The sequence below is a fragment of the Brevibacillus sp. 7WMA2 genome (assembly GCF_010748895.1).
Lineage (GTDB): Bacteria > Bacillota > Bacilli > Brevibacillales > Brevibacillaceae > Brevibacillus_B > Brevibacillus_B halotolerans.
Map to the genome: position 1 here is coordinate 4,469,353 of NZ_CP048799.1, position 15,190 is coordinate 4,484,542.

At 40.2% G+C, this 15,190-nt stretch carries 17 protein-coding genes; 11 read left to right on the forward strand and 6 right to left on the reverse strand.

What is annotated here, in order from left to right; genetic code table 11:
* The first annotated feature begins 53 nt into the window (after nucleotides 1-53).
* Both GOP56_RS19280 and GOP56_RS19285 read left to right on the forward strand, forming a co-directional pair.
* On the forward strand, nucleotides 54-758 hold the full coding sequence (locus tag GOP56_RS19280) for a hypothetical protein (protein WP_163246323.1): 705 nt from the start codon (nucleotides 54-56) through the stop codon (nucleotides 756-758).
* Nucleotides 759-896: 138 nt separating this feature from the next.
* Nucleotides 897-1,109 (forward strand): hypothetical protein, encoded by a 213-nt coding sequence (locus tag GOP56_RS19285; RefSeq protein WP_022585681.1) that lies wholly within the window; start codon nucleotides 897-899, stop codon nucleotides 1,107-1,109.
* A gap of 103 nt (nucleotides 1,110-1,212) precedes the next feature.
* Here the strand turns inward: GOP56_RS19285 and GOP56_RS19290 are convergent, their stop codons facing one another.
* Nucleotides 1,213-1,995: an undecaprenyl-diphosphate phosphatase gene (locus GOP56_RS19290; protein ID WP_163246324.1), complete on the reverse strand. Its 783-nt coding sequence runs from the start codon at nucleotides 1,993-1,995 to the stop codon at nucleotides 1,213-1,215.
* 304 nt (nucleotides 1,996-2,299) lie between these two features.
* Between GOP56_RS19290 and GOP56_RS19295 the strand changes: the two genes are divergently transcribed.
* On the forward strand, nucleotides 2,300-3,376 hold the full coding sequence (locus GOP56_RS19295) for a CvfB family protein (protein WP_163246325.1): 1,077 nt from the start codon (nucleotides 2,300-2,302) through the stop codon (nucleotides 3,374-3,376).
* Nucleotides 3,377-3,445: 69 nt separating this feature from the next.
* Here the strand turns inward: GOP56_RS19295 and GOP56_RS19300 are convergent, their stop codons facing one another.
* On the reverse strand, nucleotides 3,446-4,666 hold the full coding sequence (locus GOP56_RS19300; protein ID WP_163246326.1) for a cytochrome P450: 1,221 nt from the start codon (nucleotides 4,664-4,666) through the stop codon (nucleotides 3,446-3,448).
* A 245-nt stretch (nucleotides 4,667-4,911) separates the two neighbouring features.
* On the opposite strand from GOP56_RS19300, the gene GOP56_RS19305 reads away from it, so the two are divergent.
* Nucleotides 4,912-5,499, forward strand: a complete 588-nt coding sequence (locus tag GOP56_RS19305) for a TetR/AcrR family transcriptional regulator (RefSeq protein ID WP_163246327.1) — start codon at nucleotides 4,912-4,914, stop codon at nucleotides 5,497-5,499.
* Between the two features lie 168 nt (nucleotides 5,500-5,667).
* Entirely contained in the window at nucleotides 5,668-6,738 is a 1,071-nt protein-coding gene (locus GOP56_RS19310; protein ID WP_003344035.1) for a tetraprenyl-beta-curcumene synthase family protein, read from the forward strand.
* 1 nt (nucleotide 6,739) lies between these two features.
* On the opposite strand, the gene GOP56_RS19315 is transcribed toward GOP56_RS19310, so the two are convergent.
* Entirely contained in the window at nucleotides 6,740-6,916 is a 177-nt protein-coding gene (locus tag GOP56_RS19315) for a DUF5325 family protein (RefSeq protein ID WP_003335475.1), read from the reverse strand.
* A gap of 313 nt (nucleotides 6,917-7,229) precedes the next feature.
* Here GOP56_RS19315 and GOP56_RS19320 point away from each other — a divergent pair, with 313 nt between their 5' ends.
* From GOP56_RS19320 to GOP56_RS19330, 3 genes are read left to right on the forward strand one after another with little or no spacing between them, the layout of a single operon-like run.
* The gene (locus tag GOP56_RS19320) at nucleotides 7,230-7,619 is read left to right on the forward strand and encodes a GntR family transcriptional regulator (RefSeq protein ID WP_101667428.1); all 390 of its coding nucleotides are present in this window, start codon (nucleotides 7,230-7,232) and stop codon (nucleotides 7,617-7,619) included.
* Nucleotides 7,612-8,496, forward strand: a complete 885-nt coding sequence (locus GOP56_RS19325) for an ATP-binding cassette domain-containing protein (protein ID WP_096887970.1) — start codon at nucleotides 7,612-7,614, stop codon at nucleotides 8,494-8,496. Before GOP56_RS19320 ends, GOP56_RS19325 begins: the two co-directional genes overlap by 8 nt.
* A complete protein-coding gene (locus GOP56_RS19330) occupies nucleotides 8,486-9,475 on the forward strand; it encodes an ABC-2 transporter permease (RefSeq protein ID WP_163246328.1) in 990 nt (329 codons plus the stop codon). The genes GOP56_RS19325 and GOP56_RS19330 overlap by 11 nt, the downstream gene beginning before the upstream one ends.
* Nucleotides 9,476-9,758: 283 nt before the next feature.
* Here the strand turns inward: GOP56_RS19330 and GOP56_RS19335 are convergent, their stop codons facing one another.
* Nucleotides 9,759-11,555 carry a sigma-54 interaction domain-containing protein gene (locus tag GOP56_RS19335; RefSeq protein WP_163246885.1) on the reverse strand — a complete coding sequence of 599 codons (1,797 nt, stop codon included), beginning with the start codon at nucleotides 11,553-11,555 and terminating at the stop codon, nucleotides 9,759-9,761.
* A 261-nt stretch (nucleotides 11,556-11,816) separates the two neighbouring features.
* Here GOP56_RS19335 and GOP56_RS19340 point away from each other — a divergent pair, with 261 nt between their 5' ends.
* Both GOP56_RS19340 and GOP56_RS19345 read left to right on the forward strand, forming a co-directional pair.
* Nucleotides 11,817-12,737, forward strand: coding sequence for a proline dehydrogenase family protein (locus GOP56_RS19340; protein WP_163246886.1), 921 nt, complete (start codon nucleotides 11,817-11,819; stop codon nucleotides 12,735-12,737).
* A gap of 444 nt (nucleotides 12,738-13,181) precedes the next feature.
* Nucleotides 13,182-13,382, forward strand: a complete 201-nt coding sequence (locus GOP56_RS19345; protein ID WP_003335469.1) for a hypothetical protein — start codon at nucleotides 13,182-13,184, stop codon at nucleotides 13,380-13,382.
* 147 nt (nucleotides 13,383-13,529) lie between these two features.
* Here the strand turns inward: GOP56_RS19345 and GOP56_RS19350 are convergent, their stop codons facing one another.
* Nucleotides 13,530-14,036 (reverse strand): GNAT family N-acetyltransferase, encoded by a 507-nt coding sequence (locus GOP56_RS19350; RefSeq protein WP_163246329.1) that lies wholly within the window; start codon nucleotides 14,034-14,036, stop codon nucleotides 13,530-13,532.
* Nucleotide 14,037: 1 nt separating this feature from the next.
* The gene (locus GOP56_RS19355) at nucleotides 14,038-14,496 is read right to left on the reverse strand and encodes a DinB family protein (RefSeq protein WP_003335467.1); all 459 of its coding nucleotides are present in this window, start codon (nucleotides 14,494-14,496) and stop codon (nucleotides 14,038-14,040) included.
* Nucleotides 14,497-14,649: 153 nt separating this feature from the next.
* Between GOP56_RS19355 and GOP56_RS19360 the strand changes: the two genes are divergently transcribed.
* Nucleotides 14,650-15,069: an acyl-CoA thioesterase gene (locus GOP56_RS19360; protein WP_003335466.1), complete on the forward strand. Its 420-nt coding sequence runs from the start codon at nucleotides 14,650-14,652 to the stop codon at nucleotides 15,067-15,069.
* Nucleotides 15,070-15,190 lie beyond the last annotated feature (121 nt).

Sequence of the window (15,190 nt, forward strand, 5' to 3'; positions counted from 1 at the left end):
AAGCTGTCTAATAAAGTAAATTCATCCTAGGTATAGCGAAGGAGGAAGTATGTATGAAACGAAAGGGACCGAGACGGAAGATGATAGGAATGCTTTACGTCACTTGTCTGGCGGCCTTGCTGATTCCAACCTCAGGCTGGGCACAAGCCGAAATGATAAAGCCAGCGTTCTCATTTCCTAACAATACGGGAAAAAGTGGAGAGAGAACAATAGTTAGACCATTGAAGCAGCAGGATCCTCAGAAGGCTTGGCCGAAAGAATGGCGCGAGAGAATTGAGCATCTGATCAATAGCTATGAGCCATGGAGCCAGTATCAGATTGTGAAAGGAACATTTCGCCGAGAAGAAAGTCGGGAATATTGGGACGTTCAATTGGCAAAAGGAACAGATGAAAAGCTATCTCTTACAATCAACGGTAAAAATGGGCGCTTATTACGAGCCCTATCTATAAGTGAAAAAAATCAGCCTGCCCCCCTCTTGTCCAACGAATGGGAAGCAGTAAAACAAGCTCAGGCTTTTCTTGAGAGTATGCTGGGCAGAGAAGCTAGTGAGTATCAGATAGCATCTCATTTACCTTATGAGCAATCCGTTAGCCAAGTCACTGCTGAACTAAATAACGTCTTACAGGGCATCAGAGTAATTACCTACCAGCGTATAAATGCCAAAAGCTCGCCTGCGGTAGATGATGCTATACAGATTGGGATAGACGGAGAAGGAAAAATAAAGAGCTTTGTTCGTGTTGAAATTCCTAGAGGATAGCCTAAAGTATCTTTGCCGTATGGTGAAAAGCCAGCTTGCTTGAACAGCGCATTTATTGCAGTATGGAGGTTTTTCAACGAATATTTGCTAATTAGTTGGGCAATACCAATCCTAGGAACACTAGGATGGAGGAGTCATATGCGTTCACTAATGAACTTTTTTCAGAGAGCTAACTTATTAGCGTGGATTGTGGGATTGTTTATTGCTCATATCGTCATGTATCTTAGCCTAGGGACTCCGACGTGGTTTGCTACTTCGTTATTAGCCGTATCTGTATATGCTGTACTGTTCATGGTAATGAAAATGGTTGCCCAGCGTTATCATGAGAAACAACGAGAAGGAAACCGGTAGGGCCAGTCTCTTTACAAACGAAAAAGCTTGCACCTACAGTAAAAAAAGCGTACAGAAGAGTAAGCTCCTGTGCGCTTTTTGTCTGCTAGATAACAAAAGAACGTTACCATTTTCCGAACCATTGTAATACAATTATGCAAGTGCCTAAAGCGAATACATAATAGGCAAAGACCTTCAGTGACCCACTACTGATCAGTTTAATCATCCAACGAATAGCGATATATCCTGTTATACCTGCAAAGATAGCTCCAACTAGCATAGGAATAATACCGTTTGGTAGCACAGACATCTCAGCCAAATCCTTTGCCTGTAAAACGCATGCTCCTAAGATAGCGGGAAGAGATAGCAAAAAGGAAAAACGCGCGGCATCATTACGATCAATTCCTCTTAGCAATGCACCAGCAATTGTGAGGCCAGAACGGGAAATAGCAGGTAAAATAGCGGCTCCTTGTAAAGCACCAATGAATAAGGCATCTATGTAATTGATTTGTTCAAAAGCTCGTGTCCCCTTGCGCATGGATTCCACGGCCCATAGAATTAGCCCTGTAGCAAGGAACTCTACCCCGATGGTTTGCCCTGTCTGTGAAATCTCCTCGAAATAATCCTTGAAAGTCAGACCAATAATGCCAGTTGGAATGGTACCTACGATCAACAGTCGAGTTAATTTGCTGAATGGATTGCGAATCACATAGAGAAGTTCATCCCAATAGACAATAACAACGGCAAACAATGTACCTAGATGCAGTAATGTATCAAATAGCAGACCAGCTTCACGTAGTCCGAACAATTTGCCAAACAAGACAAGATGTCCTGTACTTGATATAGGCAAAAATTCAGTAAAGCCTTGAATGATACCAAGAAAAATCGATTCTATATATGCTAGCATGCTCTTCTCCCCTCTTAGCATGATTCCTACTCGATAAGACAAGTGTATGCAGATAAGTAGTCGGACTTGCTGTTTTTATGGATAAAAGTTTAGAAAGATGTTTATTGTAAATGATGTAAGGAAAGCTGTTCTTTGGATACAGCTTCAAGGAGCGAAAAAGCTACATTTTGTATTTATTTTTTACAAAATCCGTACAAGCGGTGAAGTCTCACGTGGAACGCACCAACAGATTGTGTATAATGAGGGGACGAAGGGATAACCTTACGGAATATATTGAGCGTGACATAGAGTAGGAAGTGACGAAATGAGAGATAAACGACAGTTTGGTAATAGAGACGGACAGGGAAGAGGAGGACGCGGTGTCAGAAGCGGTGGAGGCAGCGGCAGACAGCAAGGCGGCCGTTTTAGCTCAACTCGTGCCGGATACAGAGGAGATAGCAGGAACGCATGCTTTTCTGAAAAGACGATGCCAGCTCAATCTACGAAATACATGGCAGGGACGATTGTTTCTTTGCCTGTTTCTAGAGTGGAAGAGTATGGCTATTTCTTAACAGATGGCGACGTAGAAATTTTATTGCATCAAAATGAAGCGACAGATCAGCTAGAGGTAGGCGATACTGTAAAAGTCTTTTTGTATCACGACCATGAGAATCGCTTGGCAGCAACGATGCAAATGCCTCTGGTCAGAGAGGGCGAGTATCAATGGTTAGATGTTGTGGATGTCTCCACACGCGTAGGTGTTTTCTTACATAATGGAATTCAAAAAGACCTGTTAGTATTTAAAGATGATCTGCCTATGCAATGGGAAGAGTGGCCACAGGTTGGGGATAAACTTTTGGTGACCTTAAAGCGTGACAAGCACGGTCGTCTTTTAGGAGAGCCAGCCGCTGAAAATGTCATTTGGGAGCTATCTCGGAATGCAACTAGCGAAATGAAGAATAAATGGGTAGAAGGTATTGTTTACCGGGTGTTTATGGAAGGTGTATTCGTATTTACTGACGATAAGCATATTTTATTTATTCATGAGGATGAAATGACAGAATCCTTACGTATGGGACAAAGAGTACGAGCTCGGGTCAGCTATGTACGTGAAGATGGCCGCTTGAATGGGTCCATGCAGGAACGTAAAGAGGTACGCTATGGAATTGATGCTCAAATCCTTTTAGGTGTGCTAAAGGAACGTGGAGCGATGCCATACACAGATAAATCCACACCAGAAGAGATTAAGGATCGCTTTAACATGAGCAAGGCCTCCTTTAAACGTGCTATGGGCAAACTCATGAAAGAGGGCCTGATTGAGCAAGTTGATGGCTGGACGCATCTGAAAAAGGAAGTTTATATGAATCACCAAAGAGAGCTAGAAGAGAATATGGAATCATAAACAAGTAAAACCCTCCCTGTGGAGGGTTTTAGCATGTTTGAAAGGCTTGGGGAGCTACAAATAGAGCGATCAGTCAACGCTAACAGGAAAGCTTTTTAAACCGTATATGGTAGTGCTATTTGCAATAGGCACCGGCTGATTGTTCTTGTGAAAGGAAATATGCTTGATATTTTTAAATAATTCTGTCAAAGAAATTTTTGCTTCTAATCTTGCTAAAGGCGCACCTAAGCAAAAATGTATGCCCTGTCCAAAGGCAAGATGAGGATTTACCCTTCGACTGATATCAAAAGTAGAAGCATGCTCGAATACTGTCTCATCCCGGTTAGCTGACCCTATCCAAGCAATGATAATCTGATCTTTTTTAAGCAGATGGGGCCCAATTTGTACATCCTCCCCTACTCTTCTGACGACTCGTTGCGCTGGAGAACGGTAGCGTAATGATTCCTCTAAAGCTTGGGGAATCAGGGATAAATCTTGCTGAATTTGTCTATAAGCTCCGGGACTCTCCAATAGACTATACATGGTATTAGAAATAAAGTTTGTTGTCGTCTCATTTCCTGCTACCAATAACAATTTACAAAAAGCGACAAGTTCATCAATGGAAATTTTGCTTTCTTCGCTTTCTGCCTGGATAAGAATAGAGATAATATCTGATTCTGGATGAGGGCTTTTTCGTTTATGTTCAACAATTTCTGTAAAAAAGCTTGTTAACTCCTGATCAGCTTTTGTACGAACAGATAGGAATTGCGTCAAATGATCTGGGTCATCGTTATCTGGGGAACTTACCACAATATCTGACCATTCCTTAAACTTCGACATCTCTGATGAAGGAACCCCCAGCATCTCGGCAATTACAATGACAGGTAGCGGGTAAGAGAAATCTCGTACTAGATCAAATTCTTGTTGGTCTTGCACATTTTCCAGAAGCTGCTTCGTGATTTCTTCAATACGTGGGGCCCACGCTTTCATCATTTTCGGGGTAAAAGAATGCATAACAATAGAACGAATATCTGTGTGCATAGGCTGATCCATGCCAATCACACTTCGATTAAATGGAGATGCTCTTTTTGGGGGCAAAACGCTAGAAAAATTTTGTTTGTCTTCCAGTACCCGTTTGACATCGTGATAGAGAAAGACGTTCCACATGTCTGCTTTTTCATTATAGAAAACAGGGGATTGGTGCCTCATTTTTTCGTACCACAAAAAAGGATGATAAGGATCTAGTTGAACTTCTTCATCTCTAAAATAATTGCTAGGAATCATGATAAAAGATTGTTTCATGTCATTCATGATACTCTTTCCTCCTTTAAAGATGTCGAAAATAATTAAACTGAATATCATTCACTGAATATCATTCAGTTTATAAGGTAAGTATAAATCAAGGAGGATAAAATGTAAATTTTTTACTTTAAGAGATTGTGTGCTGTCTACTGGAAAAAATTGATACAATATTCTCTAGGAAGTGGCGCATCTTTTTCAACGCGGAGTATATGTCCTCTTCCAATACGTACATGTTAATTAGGAGAATAAATACGATGCCGGAAAGAAAATTAACCAAGCGACAAGAAAAAGCCATAGAAACAAAACGCACAATTTATCATGTAGCTCTGGATTTGATAAAAGAAAAAGATTATGAGAGTATCTCCATCGAGGAAATTAGTAAGAAAGCAAGTGTATCAGTGGGAACATTTTATTATTACTTTAGTTCCAAGGAAGAGATTTATCTTTGCTTATTTCAGGAAATTGATAAACGCTTTGCTCTTGATATACAAGCTGACGAAAAACAAGAGCCAACAAAAGATCGGCTCTTACATTTTTTTGTTCAATTAGCCAAGCATACATCTGAGCTGGGATTGCACATTAATAAGCAGCTTTATCATGGAAATAATCGACTGTTTACTTTGAAACCTTCTTCTACTTGGACAAAGCTTCAGGAAATTATCAGTCAGGGGCGAGTTAGACAAGAATTAACCATGGATTTAAAAGAGGAAGAAATACTTGAATATTTAATTATGCTATCAAGAGGGATTATTTTTGATTGGTGCATCCATAATGGAAAGTATCCACTGGTTGAGGTGATGCACAAGTACATGAAGAAGACCATTTCATCTATATGTAAGTAAATGCGAATGATGGATAGCCAAGGAGCCTATGGATTGAAGGCTGTAAAATCTTAGGAAGCCTCGTATTAAAGATATATCAAATTGGTTACACAAGGGGATAAAGCAGATTTTTCCTCCAGAGATATGTTAAGATGTTTTATAGCAAAAAACCAAAGGAGGAACTTTAGCTTGCAAGCGAAACCGATTCATAAGCCTTGGCAGTTACTTTATCGCGTCTATCGCTATATTTTGCCCTTGCTTGAGCAAGAGTTCGCTTATTGGTATGAACGAGCGAAAGAAATCCCGGATAGGGAGCTTCGAAAACAAGCCATAGCTAGCATGGATACCAAGAAATTTCATTGTCAGGGTGGTTCTGTTTATGCTTCTCAGGTTATGGCTTATAAAGAAACACTGGTCAAGCTAATCGTAGCTTATCAGACTATCAGTGATTATCTAGATAATTTGTGTGATCGTAGTACGTCACTTGATCCAATTGATTTTCGTCAGCTACATTACTCCATGCAGGATGCACTAACTCCTGATGCACCGCTAAGGGATTACTATGAATTTCGTGAGGAAAAGGATGACGGCGGCTTTTTGAATGCATTAGTTTTGCGATGTCAAGAAATGGTCCGAAAGCTACCTTCCTATAAAGATGTTCAGCAGCATATTGTGAATTTATCTACGCTGTATAGCGATTTGCAGGTATATAAACATATCGCTTTAGAGAAACGGGAAGAAGCCTTATTAACATGGTGGGATCAGTATAAGGAAAGCTATCCAGAGATAGAATGGCAGGAGTTTGCTGCGGCGACTGGCTCGACCATTGGTATTTTTGCATTGTTTTGCTTGGCAACAGAGCCTGCGGTTGATCCTAAGGAAATAGAAGCATTACATCATGCCTATTTTCCTTGGATAGGCGGCGTACATATTTTGCTAGATTACCTGATTGATTTAGAAGAGGATCGAGAAGGTGGGGATTTAAACTTTGTCAGTTATTATCAATCTGATGAAGAAGCGTATGAGCGGCTGCAATACTTTATTGAACGAGCCAAACAAAGCATTGATCAATTGCCTCATCCTGCGTTTCACCGCATGATCGTTGACGGGCTACTTGCCTTTTATTTGGCTGATCAGAAAGTGAATCGGCAACAGCCGCAAATTTATACGATTTCCAAGCGTTTATTAAAAAAGGCAAGCAGTTTTACTTCTTTTTTATTTTACGTAAACAGCCTATTTATTCGCCGGAAGGAAACATAATTTATGGACGAAGATGTTTCTTTTTATAAGAAAATCCGAACCCCATCAAACAGGTTGCCAATACCAAGCAGCCAATGATACCAAGTGCGCTTTTCAGTCCAATAAAGACACCTACTCCTACCAAGCAGAAGGCAACTAACACTGCAAGGAAAAAAGTCACCAATTTATATTGATTCATTAGGGAATACCTCCTTTGTTGACGGTGTTCCTATTATACCTTATTTTTTCGGTTTGTTTTACATTTTCTGAATTTGGAAGTGTCGGTAACAGTAGTATTTCCCAAACACAACCTATCTTCATAAGCCTTTGCCAATCTTATTAGGTTGGTAAGGGCTTTTTTTGACATGCAAGAAAAAAAAGAGATGTACTATGTGACTGTGCTTTTGGGCTGTAGTTGTGAAGGGTATTGACACCAATCACAAAAAGAAGTAGTGTATTAAGTGTACTATATGATATAGTACACACCGAACTGTAAGAGGTGGTTGATTATCATGATTCTGATTAATGAACGAAGTCCTTCGCCCATTTATGAACAGATCATTCAGCAGATAAAAGAGTTGATTCTAAAAGGTATATTACAGGAGGGAGAAAAATTGCCATCGGTACGAGAACTGTCCGGCATGATTGTTGTTAATCCAAATACAGTGAGTAAGGCATATCAGGAATTGGAAAGGCAAGGAATTATCGAGACGTTGCGTGGAAAAGGAACTTTCGTCGCTAAGCAACAGGTTCCTCGGATGGAAACAGAGCGTTTGGATAAATTCCAGGCATCCTTAAAACAAATCGTTATTGAAGCAAGTTACCTAGGGATTAGCACACAGCAAGTACAAGAGTGGGTTGAGAAGTACATGTTAGAATTACGAGGTGATTCAAATGCTTAGTTTATATAATGTAAGTAAAGTAATTGATGAGGAAGAGATATTACATAACATTAGCTTTGAGATACCTAGGGGTGTGATTGTAGGTCTTGTAGGTCGTAATGGGTCGGGTAAAACAACCTTGCTGCGTACGATCATGGGAATTTTGGATACGGATGGGGGAAGTGTGGATCTGGATGGTCGCTCTATCCACCAGCACCCGGAGTGTAAAAAAGACATGCTTTTTGTTCCAGATTCTCCAGAAGCGTTGCATTTTTATACACCTGATGAATGCGCTAAGCTGTACAAAGCTATGTACCCTAACTTTGATTATGCTCACTATGTAACGCTGATGGAGCGCTTTAAGCTTCCAAGACGAAAAAAAATTCGTCAATTTTCTAAAGGAATGAAAGCTCTGGCGTCACTTATTTTAGCATTCTCCTCAAAGGTATCCATGATTATACTAGATGAACCGACAAACGGAATTGATCCGATAGTCAAAAAACAGGTACTAGGCATGATTGTTGAAGAAGTTGCCCAACGTGAAGTAAGCTTTATCATTTCTTCGCACCAACTTGAAGAGCTAGAAAGAATAGCTGACATGATTATCATGATCAAAAAAGGAAGTGTTGAAGCGACCACTTCGCAAACAGATACTGAAGAGAGATTTAAGAAGTTTCAGGTGGTTTTTAAAGGAGAAGCTCCACAGACATTGCTTGACCTGCCGCAGGTATATCTTCTTCAGCAGGTAGGGCGTGTACATACCTTATTACTGGAGGATCCAACAGGCTCAGCATTAGCTCGATTACAAGAGGAACAACCACTTTTATTAGAAAAATTACCAGTTGATTTAGAAGATTTATTTATTACCAAGCTAGGTGGTGACGATTATGTTTCATAAAGCATTATGGCTAAAGGAATGGAAACAGAGTAAATCAATGATATGGTTGTTACCGTTTATTACCTTTCTGTGTATGGGCTTCACCCGTATGCAGAATACCTTATTTCTAACTGAAAACCAGGTTATCATGAATGTAGCTCGATTAAAAAAAGAAGGAGCAGAGTTTTTTTACTTTGCTACTAATAATTCAAACTATCTATTTGCTAGCTTTCCAGTACTGTTGTTGATTGCTTTGACATTGATGGGGTCGGAGAGAAGAAGCCTAGTAAACGATTTTACTTTCTCTATGCCTTTTTCACGCAGAGATATATATTTGACCAAATGGATGCTAGGGGCATCAACGATTGTTATTAGTTTAGTATTGAATACTTTAATTGATATGATCGTTATCCTGGTTTCTCCATTCCAAGAATTCTTCATTTTGAAGGAGCATCTTTATCCTTTACTTCAGTCATCATTAGCTCTCATCGCTTTTTATAGCTTTGTCCTGATGATTGGAACCTTAGCGGGGGGAACAATGGTTCAAGCCATGCTGTCCCTAATCTTTAGTATCTTTCCTGTTGGAATTGCCTTCTTAACTAACGGGTTTTTACAAATGAATTTTGGCATCGAATTGAACTTTGACTTATTTCCAATCAATCTTATCTTGTTGACAAGTCCAGTAGTAGTAGTAAACATGTTTGGAAAGCTATCGTCACCTTTTTTGATTCCGATTTTGCATTTGCTTGTTACATTAGGAATCGGTATTTTCTTATATCAGCGCAATCGATTAGAGAATAATGGCAAGGTTATTATGTTTCCAGCGTTAGAGCCTGTGTTTTACGGGGGAGCTATTCTGTGCTTTGCCTTACTTGGTGGACTTTTTGCCTCAACTGTAATTGAAAAAGATTTATTCACGTATTACGCCGGTTTTATTTCTTTAGGGATTTTAGCAGCCATCGGGTCTTACTTTTTGCGAAATGCTCGGATTCGTATGTAGCCCACATGTAAAAGGATAGCCTTGTTGCCATTCTGCAAATTTTTATTTTACAACCAGAATCAAAGCTTATGGTCGATAAATAGCGTCGTTTGGACAATTGCTTCCACTTTTAGGAGGAGGCTTGGTAGCGTTGGTGCCAAGCCTCGCTTTTACTTTGTGGTAGCATGCTAGCCCTTTTCAAGGATAGGCGCTGTGATCCTACAACGTCACCTTTTGCCACAAAACAGGAAGAGTATGAAACGAAACATACGAGACATCAATGTGTCTTAGTGTAAGTGTAATGTTATTGTTTGATTGATTCCTCTACAAGTCCATACCTTCTCATTTTGTTATAAAGCGTACCGCGTGACATTCCTAGTAGCTCCGCGGCCGCTTTCTTATTTCCATAAGTGCGTTCTAATGCCTGTAATATTTTTGTTTTTTCCATATCGCTCCCCTTTTCCAACCGAGCTGGTACATATTCGTTGTGTAAGCCATAGATCTCAGAGGTAGTCTGGCTGCTGGCAGAAGGAGATACAGTGGCTGCTATATAGGCTGAAGACAGCTCTGTAGCTGATGAGCTACTGGATTTGGCCGGATGATCCGAATTACGTTCGTGAGCGTTCTTTAATGCGGCAGGAAGATGCTCCCAAGTAATGACTCCATTTTCTTGTAAAATGGATAAACGCTCAATGATGTTGCGGAGCTGACGAATGTTTCCGGGCCAATGATAGTCAAGGAGCGCTTGCATCACATCTGGCATAATGCGGGGCACTGCTTGATTATTAGCAAGAGAATATTCATGCAGGAAAATCGGAACCAATTCTAAAATATCCTCTGAACGTTCCCGTAACGACGGAAGCTCTAAAGAAAAAACATTTAATCGATAATATAAATCCTCACGAAAACGTCCCTCTGCCACCATTTTTTCTAGGTTTTTGTTTGTAGCCGCAATGATTCGTGTATTCACATAAATCGGTTCTGTTCCACCGACACGATAGAATTGTCGCTCCTGTAGGGCACGTAATAACTTCGCTTGCAATTCTAGAGGTAATTCCCCAATCTCGTCTAAAAAAAGCGTACCTTCATGAGCCAGCTCAATCTTGCCAGGTTTCCCTTTTCGTTCGGCTCCCGTAAAAGCTCCCCCCTGATAGCCAAAAAGCTCGCTTTCAAATAAGGCGGCAGGAATGGCTGCGCAGTTAATGGCTACAAAAGATTTTTTACTCCGTTTACTTACCTGATGAATAGCCTGAGCAAATAGTTCCTTACCCACTCCGCTTTCTCCATATATAAGGACAGTAGCATCGGTTACGGCGACCTTTCGGGCTGTCTGCATAGCTGTTTGTAAAGCAGGCGAATGTCCCTTGATAGGGAAAAATGGATCAGTGGGAGCTTGGTAACGAGTCATTTCCTGCTGCAAATTGTGTAAATGCTCTGTTGTATTCGTTAATTCCTCATGCAGTTTGACTAATTCAGTAATGTCCTGCTCAATGGAGATGGCTCCAATAATCTCTGATGATTGAATGATTGGGGCTGAGTTAATCAAAACGTGTTGATTAGGACGCGGGATATGGTAGAGCCTTTGGACAGCCGATCCCTCTGATAATGCAATCTTTAAGCGAATAGATTCGCTAGCAAAATGGTTATCCAACGAAGTGCCCACAACATCTTCTTTGTTGATTTGATACATCTTTTCAGCTGCTGGATTCCAATAAACAACCTGATTAAAAGAGTCTACAATGGTGGTCGCCTCGCTCATAGTCGACAATAAAGTATGAAGGAGAGCTTCTTGATTGCTGGCGACAGTGCCAATGATCTCAAATAATTGCCAAAAGGGCAGATAGCCAAGAGGCTTGCCGTCTACGGAATCCAACACAAGTAGCTTTGAGTGGAAAGCTGGAGCTGTTGATTGCGAAAGAAAGCTAGATGCACATAAAAAGGCCTGCCATAGCGTATGTGAACTAGGAATGGCGCAATATTCAGGCAAGTAAGAATGCATGACATCCCCAGCAGTGTTAGATTGACTTGTCACATCCTCAGAGAAAGAAAGCGGTAGCATACAAGCGGTTACCTTCATTTGTAACGAGAAGAAGGATTTCATGAGATCACCTGTGCTGTTTGACATTATGATTGATACTTTCACAAAAAGGACACTCTTTAATCATTAGTGTACATGATTTTGAACAAAAGTGTACATAAATGTCAAAATACTATGTGTTTTCATACGACGGGACACCAGAAAGGTTAGAAATTGACGATTTTATGAGATTTTTCCCGAACTCGCTCGATTGGCACGATGCTTGCTTGGTATATAAAGCAGAAAGTAAATGTACTGGTAAAGCAGCTTGAGGGGGATGTAATGATGGAACAAATCTTAAAGAACTTTTTCTTATTCCTTTCTAAAAATCAGGGATTAAATAAAGCGGCAAAGAAATGGGGGCTTCGTTTTGGTGCCAAACGAGTGGTGGCGGGAGAAACAATCGCAGAAGCCATTCGTGGTGTCCGTGAATTAAATCAAAAAGGGCTGGTTTGCACGCTGGATCATCTTGGAGAGTTTGTGTTTAGCGTAGAAGAGGCTAATGAATCCGCTGATTATTGCATGAAAACGATAGAAGCCATTTATGAATCTAAAGTGGACTGTAATCTTTCGCTTAAAATGACACAACTGGGCTTGGATATTAGCCGTGACTTATGTGTTGGCAACATGCGCCGAATTTTAGATACAGCCAAGCAATGTGGGAATATTTTTGTGCGCATTGATATGGAGGACTATGCTCATAATCAAGTGACCTTGGAAATCCTGCATGAACTATTAGAGGATTATGATAATGTTGGCACTGTTATTCAAGCATACCTCTATAAATCAGAGAATGATGTGGAGAGTGTGAAAGATAAAAAAGGTAACCTACGTTTGGTAAAGGGTGCTTACAAGGAATCACCAGAGGTAGCGTATCCAGCAAAAGTAGATGTTGATGAGAATTACAAGAAAATTATTAAGCAGCATCTCCAAAATGGTAATTATGCAGCGATTGCCACACATGATGATGCCATTATTGCCTATGTGAAGCAATTAGAAAAGGAGATGGGTTTTTCGCGGGATCAATTTGAATTTCAAATGCTGTATGGTATCCGCCCACAGTCCCAGCTAGATTTGGCAAAAGAGGGCTATAAAATGCGTGTGTACGTTCCGTATGGTAATGATTGGTATGGATATTTCATGCGTCGTTTGGCGGAGCGTCCAGCCAATGTAGCATTTGTAATCAAGGGTCTATTTAGTCGTTAATTACGCAAGGCATGATAACTATAGGGTTGTAATATGATGTAAAAGCCAAGTTTATGCATAGAGATGAAAGCGGGTACAATTTAACCTGTGTCTATGTATGGAAGCTTGGCTTGTTTTATCTTCGCGTGTTGAATAATGCAGATACATATCTTCCAGTAGATGGCACATGAAGTCAGTTATCAATTTTGCTATGCTTATATCACATCTTTTGATGGATTACCGGGAGCTATTAACAAATCCTGGAGGAGTGCGATATAATAAGGTTGGTTGTTCACGATGGCTGAATCGCTGTTGGTTAACATGGTTCATAAGCTTCTGAGGTAAAATGATCAGAAGATACATAAACCAATTTTTTATAAGAAAATTGAAGTTTTTTAAAGCAGGAAAAATGGGGTATAAATGTAGTATAATTATAATTATTCTAGTTGTGGGGAGAGAAACGAAATGGAGCTTACTGGTCAACGCTTGTTCGTATTATGGAGAACCTTTTCTCAACTTGATTTTCTACGTCAAATTAGAGGACGTGACATCCCGGATCAGTCTGTAAATGAATTAATTAACAAAGTGAAAAATTTAGATGAAGTGGAAGTATTACCGATTGATACGGAACAATTACGTGAAACGGTAATCAAACTTCGTAAATAAATAAAAAGAAGGATGCTTAGGTTGCATCCTTTCTATTTCTATTTCAGCATAGGATGTGTAGGCTATGTGCATACCCCTTGCTAGAAAATGAATCATAGATGAAAAACCGGCCTCTCCTCAAACAGGATAAGTCGGTTTTTCATTTTGTTATAGAAATTTTGCCATGCATAAGACTGGCTGGGTCAGCTTCCCTACTGAAGCAGTCACCTGCCGATACTGTTCGAAACCTAATTTTCCCCAAAAATCTAATGCGCGTTGATTGGAGGTGATGACACCGATATGTACGGTCTTTTTATCCAATGAACGAAAATACTCTTCTAGCATTAGATAGGCTTTTTTCCCGTATCCCTTGCCCTGATAGCTGGAATCTATCAGTAATAAACCAATCCAAGGTTTTTGGTCGTTTGGATTTTCCAACAGAATATGCGAGATGCCAATGATTTTATCTTCATACCGAATAGCTAGCCAATGACCGGTTGGATATTGGTTTGCGTCCTCATATTCTCGGCTTAGTTCAGCGAGAGTTAATGTAGGTTCTCCGTTTGTAAGTACATTATAGTTCGGATTCCTGTTATATATTTCAACGGCACGAGGTAGTTCCTGTTGCTCTAATGAATTGATCAGCAATTGATCCTGATAAAAGGATAGACTCATATTAGGCTTGCGCTCCGTATTTTTTTATCCAGCCAATTTGACCAGCGTGATATCCTTTATGATAAAGTAATAGACCAAAGGCATCACGCGGGGTCATGACACCAATGCGAGATTCGACTGGTTGATCCCAGCTTTCTTCGGGTAATAATTCCATTGATTGCAAGAGGAATTGGCTAGCGCGTTCCGTGTAATCCATCAAATCGTTTAGGTTAACCCAGACTCCTGTGTCTGTAACCTTGCCTAAGGTAAAGATGCCTTCTTCCTTAGCAGGTGTTTGGTTAAAAAACATCTGAGAAAAAGCATACTCTACCTCAGCGATGTGCCTGATAAGAAACCCGATCGAATTAGTGGCAGGAGGAAGTTTCCACGATAGATGTTCCTCACTGATTCCCTGCAATAAAGCTAGATAACGCTTTTGATGAGTAGCATGGTATTGTGGTGCTAATTCTTGAACAATCATGGGACACACCCTTCCTTAACGTATGGATACATAGCCTTGTCCTTTATTATATGAGATAATTTTTGAAATTTCACGCAAGCAAAAAAGAAAAATGTTCAAGCTCTACAAGAATCGTATATAATCAAAAAAAGGGAAAATAAGGAGGCTACAGACATGGCACATACCTTTGCTTTTACGGTTCGTTCTACAGAAGTTGATTTTATTGGTCATGTGAACAACGCCAAATATTTGGAATATATGGAATGGGCTCGCTTTGACTGGTTAATCACTGAGGGATATACTATAGAGGAGCTACAGAGACGGCATATTTTCCCGGTAGTTGTGAATATGAATGTCAATTATCGAAGTGAGCTTGTCATGGGTGATGAGATTACGATTCACACTACCTTGGTTAACGTAGGCAAACGGAGCTTTGTCATCAAGCACGAACTGCATCATGAGAAGAAGGGTTTGGTCGCAGATGGCCTTGTTACAATGGTGATGATTGATCAGACTAAACGGCGTGCGGTTGAATTGCCGAATGAGTTAAAAGAGTTATTTCTTTCTATACAAAAAGAAGAATTGATACCCTAAGTAGTTGCTGCTACAAATTTGATTCCTTTTGGGGAATAATATTTGTGTGCTGTTTACCCTCCGCTATCGGGGGGTTATTTCTTTTCATATGAAAACAAAGGAGGGGAGTGAGCTGGAAAGA

Coding starts and splice junctions, on each gene's coding strand:
- GOP56_RS19355 (WP_003335467.1), bottom strand. CDS start 14,496: ATGATTGTTCAAGAATTAGCACCACAATACCATGCTACTCATCAAAAG.
- GOP56_RS19290 (WP_163246324.1), bottom strand. CDS start 1,995: ATGCTAGCATATATAGAATCGATTTTTCTTGGTATCATTCAAGGCTTT.
- GOP56_RS19300 (WP_163246326.1), bottom strand. CDS start 4,666: ATGAATGACATGAAACAATCTTTTATCATGATTCCTAGCAATTATTTT.
- GOP56_RS19315 (WP_003335475.1), bottom strand. CDS start 6,916: ATGAATCAATATAAATTGGTGACTTTTTTCCTTGCAGTGTTAGTTGCC.
- GOP56_RS19295 (WP_163246325.1), top strand. CDS start 2,300: ATGAGAGATAAACGACAGTTTGGTAATAGAGACGGACAGGGAAGAGGA.
- GOP56_RS19325 (WP_096887970.1), top strand. CDS start 7,612: ATGCTTAGTTTATATAATGTAAGTAAAGTAATTGATGAGGAAGAGATA.
- GOP56_RS19340 (WP_163246886.1), top strand. CDS start 11,817: ATGGAACAAATCTTAAAGAACTTTTTCTTATTCCTTTCTAAAAATCAG.
- GOP56_RS19350 (WP_163246329.1), bottom strand. CDS start 14,036: ATGAGTCTATCCTTTTATCAGGATCAATTGCTGATCAATTCATTAGAG.
- GOP56_RS19360 (WP_003335466.1), top strand. CDS start 14,650: ATGGCACATACCTTTGCTTTTACGGTTCGTTCTACAGAAGTTGATTTT.
- GOP56_RS19330 (WP_163246328.1), top strand. CDS start 8,486: ATGTTTCATAAAGCATTATGGCTAAAGGAATGGAAACAGAGTAAATCA.
- GOP56_RS19335 (WP_163246885.1), bottom strand. CDS start 11,555: ATGAAATCCTTCTTCTCGTTACAAATGAAGGTAACCGCTTGTATGCTA.
- GOP56_RS19305 (WP_163246327.1), top strand. CDS start 4,912: ATGCCGGAAAGAAAATTAACCAAGCGACAAGAAAAAGCCATAGAAACA.
- GOP56_RS19285 (WP_022585681.1), top strand. CDS start 897: ATGCGTTCACTAATGAACTTTTTTCAGAGAGCTAACTTATTAGCGTGG.
- GOP56_RS19280 (WP_163246323.1), top strand. CDS start 54: ATGAAACGAAAGGGACCGAGACGGAAGATGATAGGAATGCTTTACGTC.
- GOP56_RS19345 (WP_003335469.1), top strand. CDS start 13,182: ATGGAGCTTACTGGTCAACGCTTGTTCGTATTATGGAGAACCTTTTCT.
- GOP56_RS19320 (WP_101667428.1), top strand. CDS start 7,230: ATGATTCTGATTAATGAACGAAGTCCTTCGCCCATTTATGAACAGATC.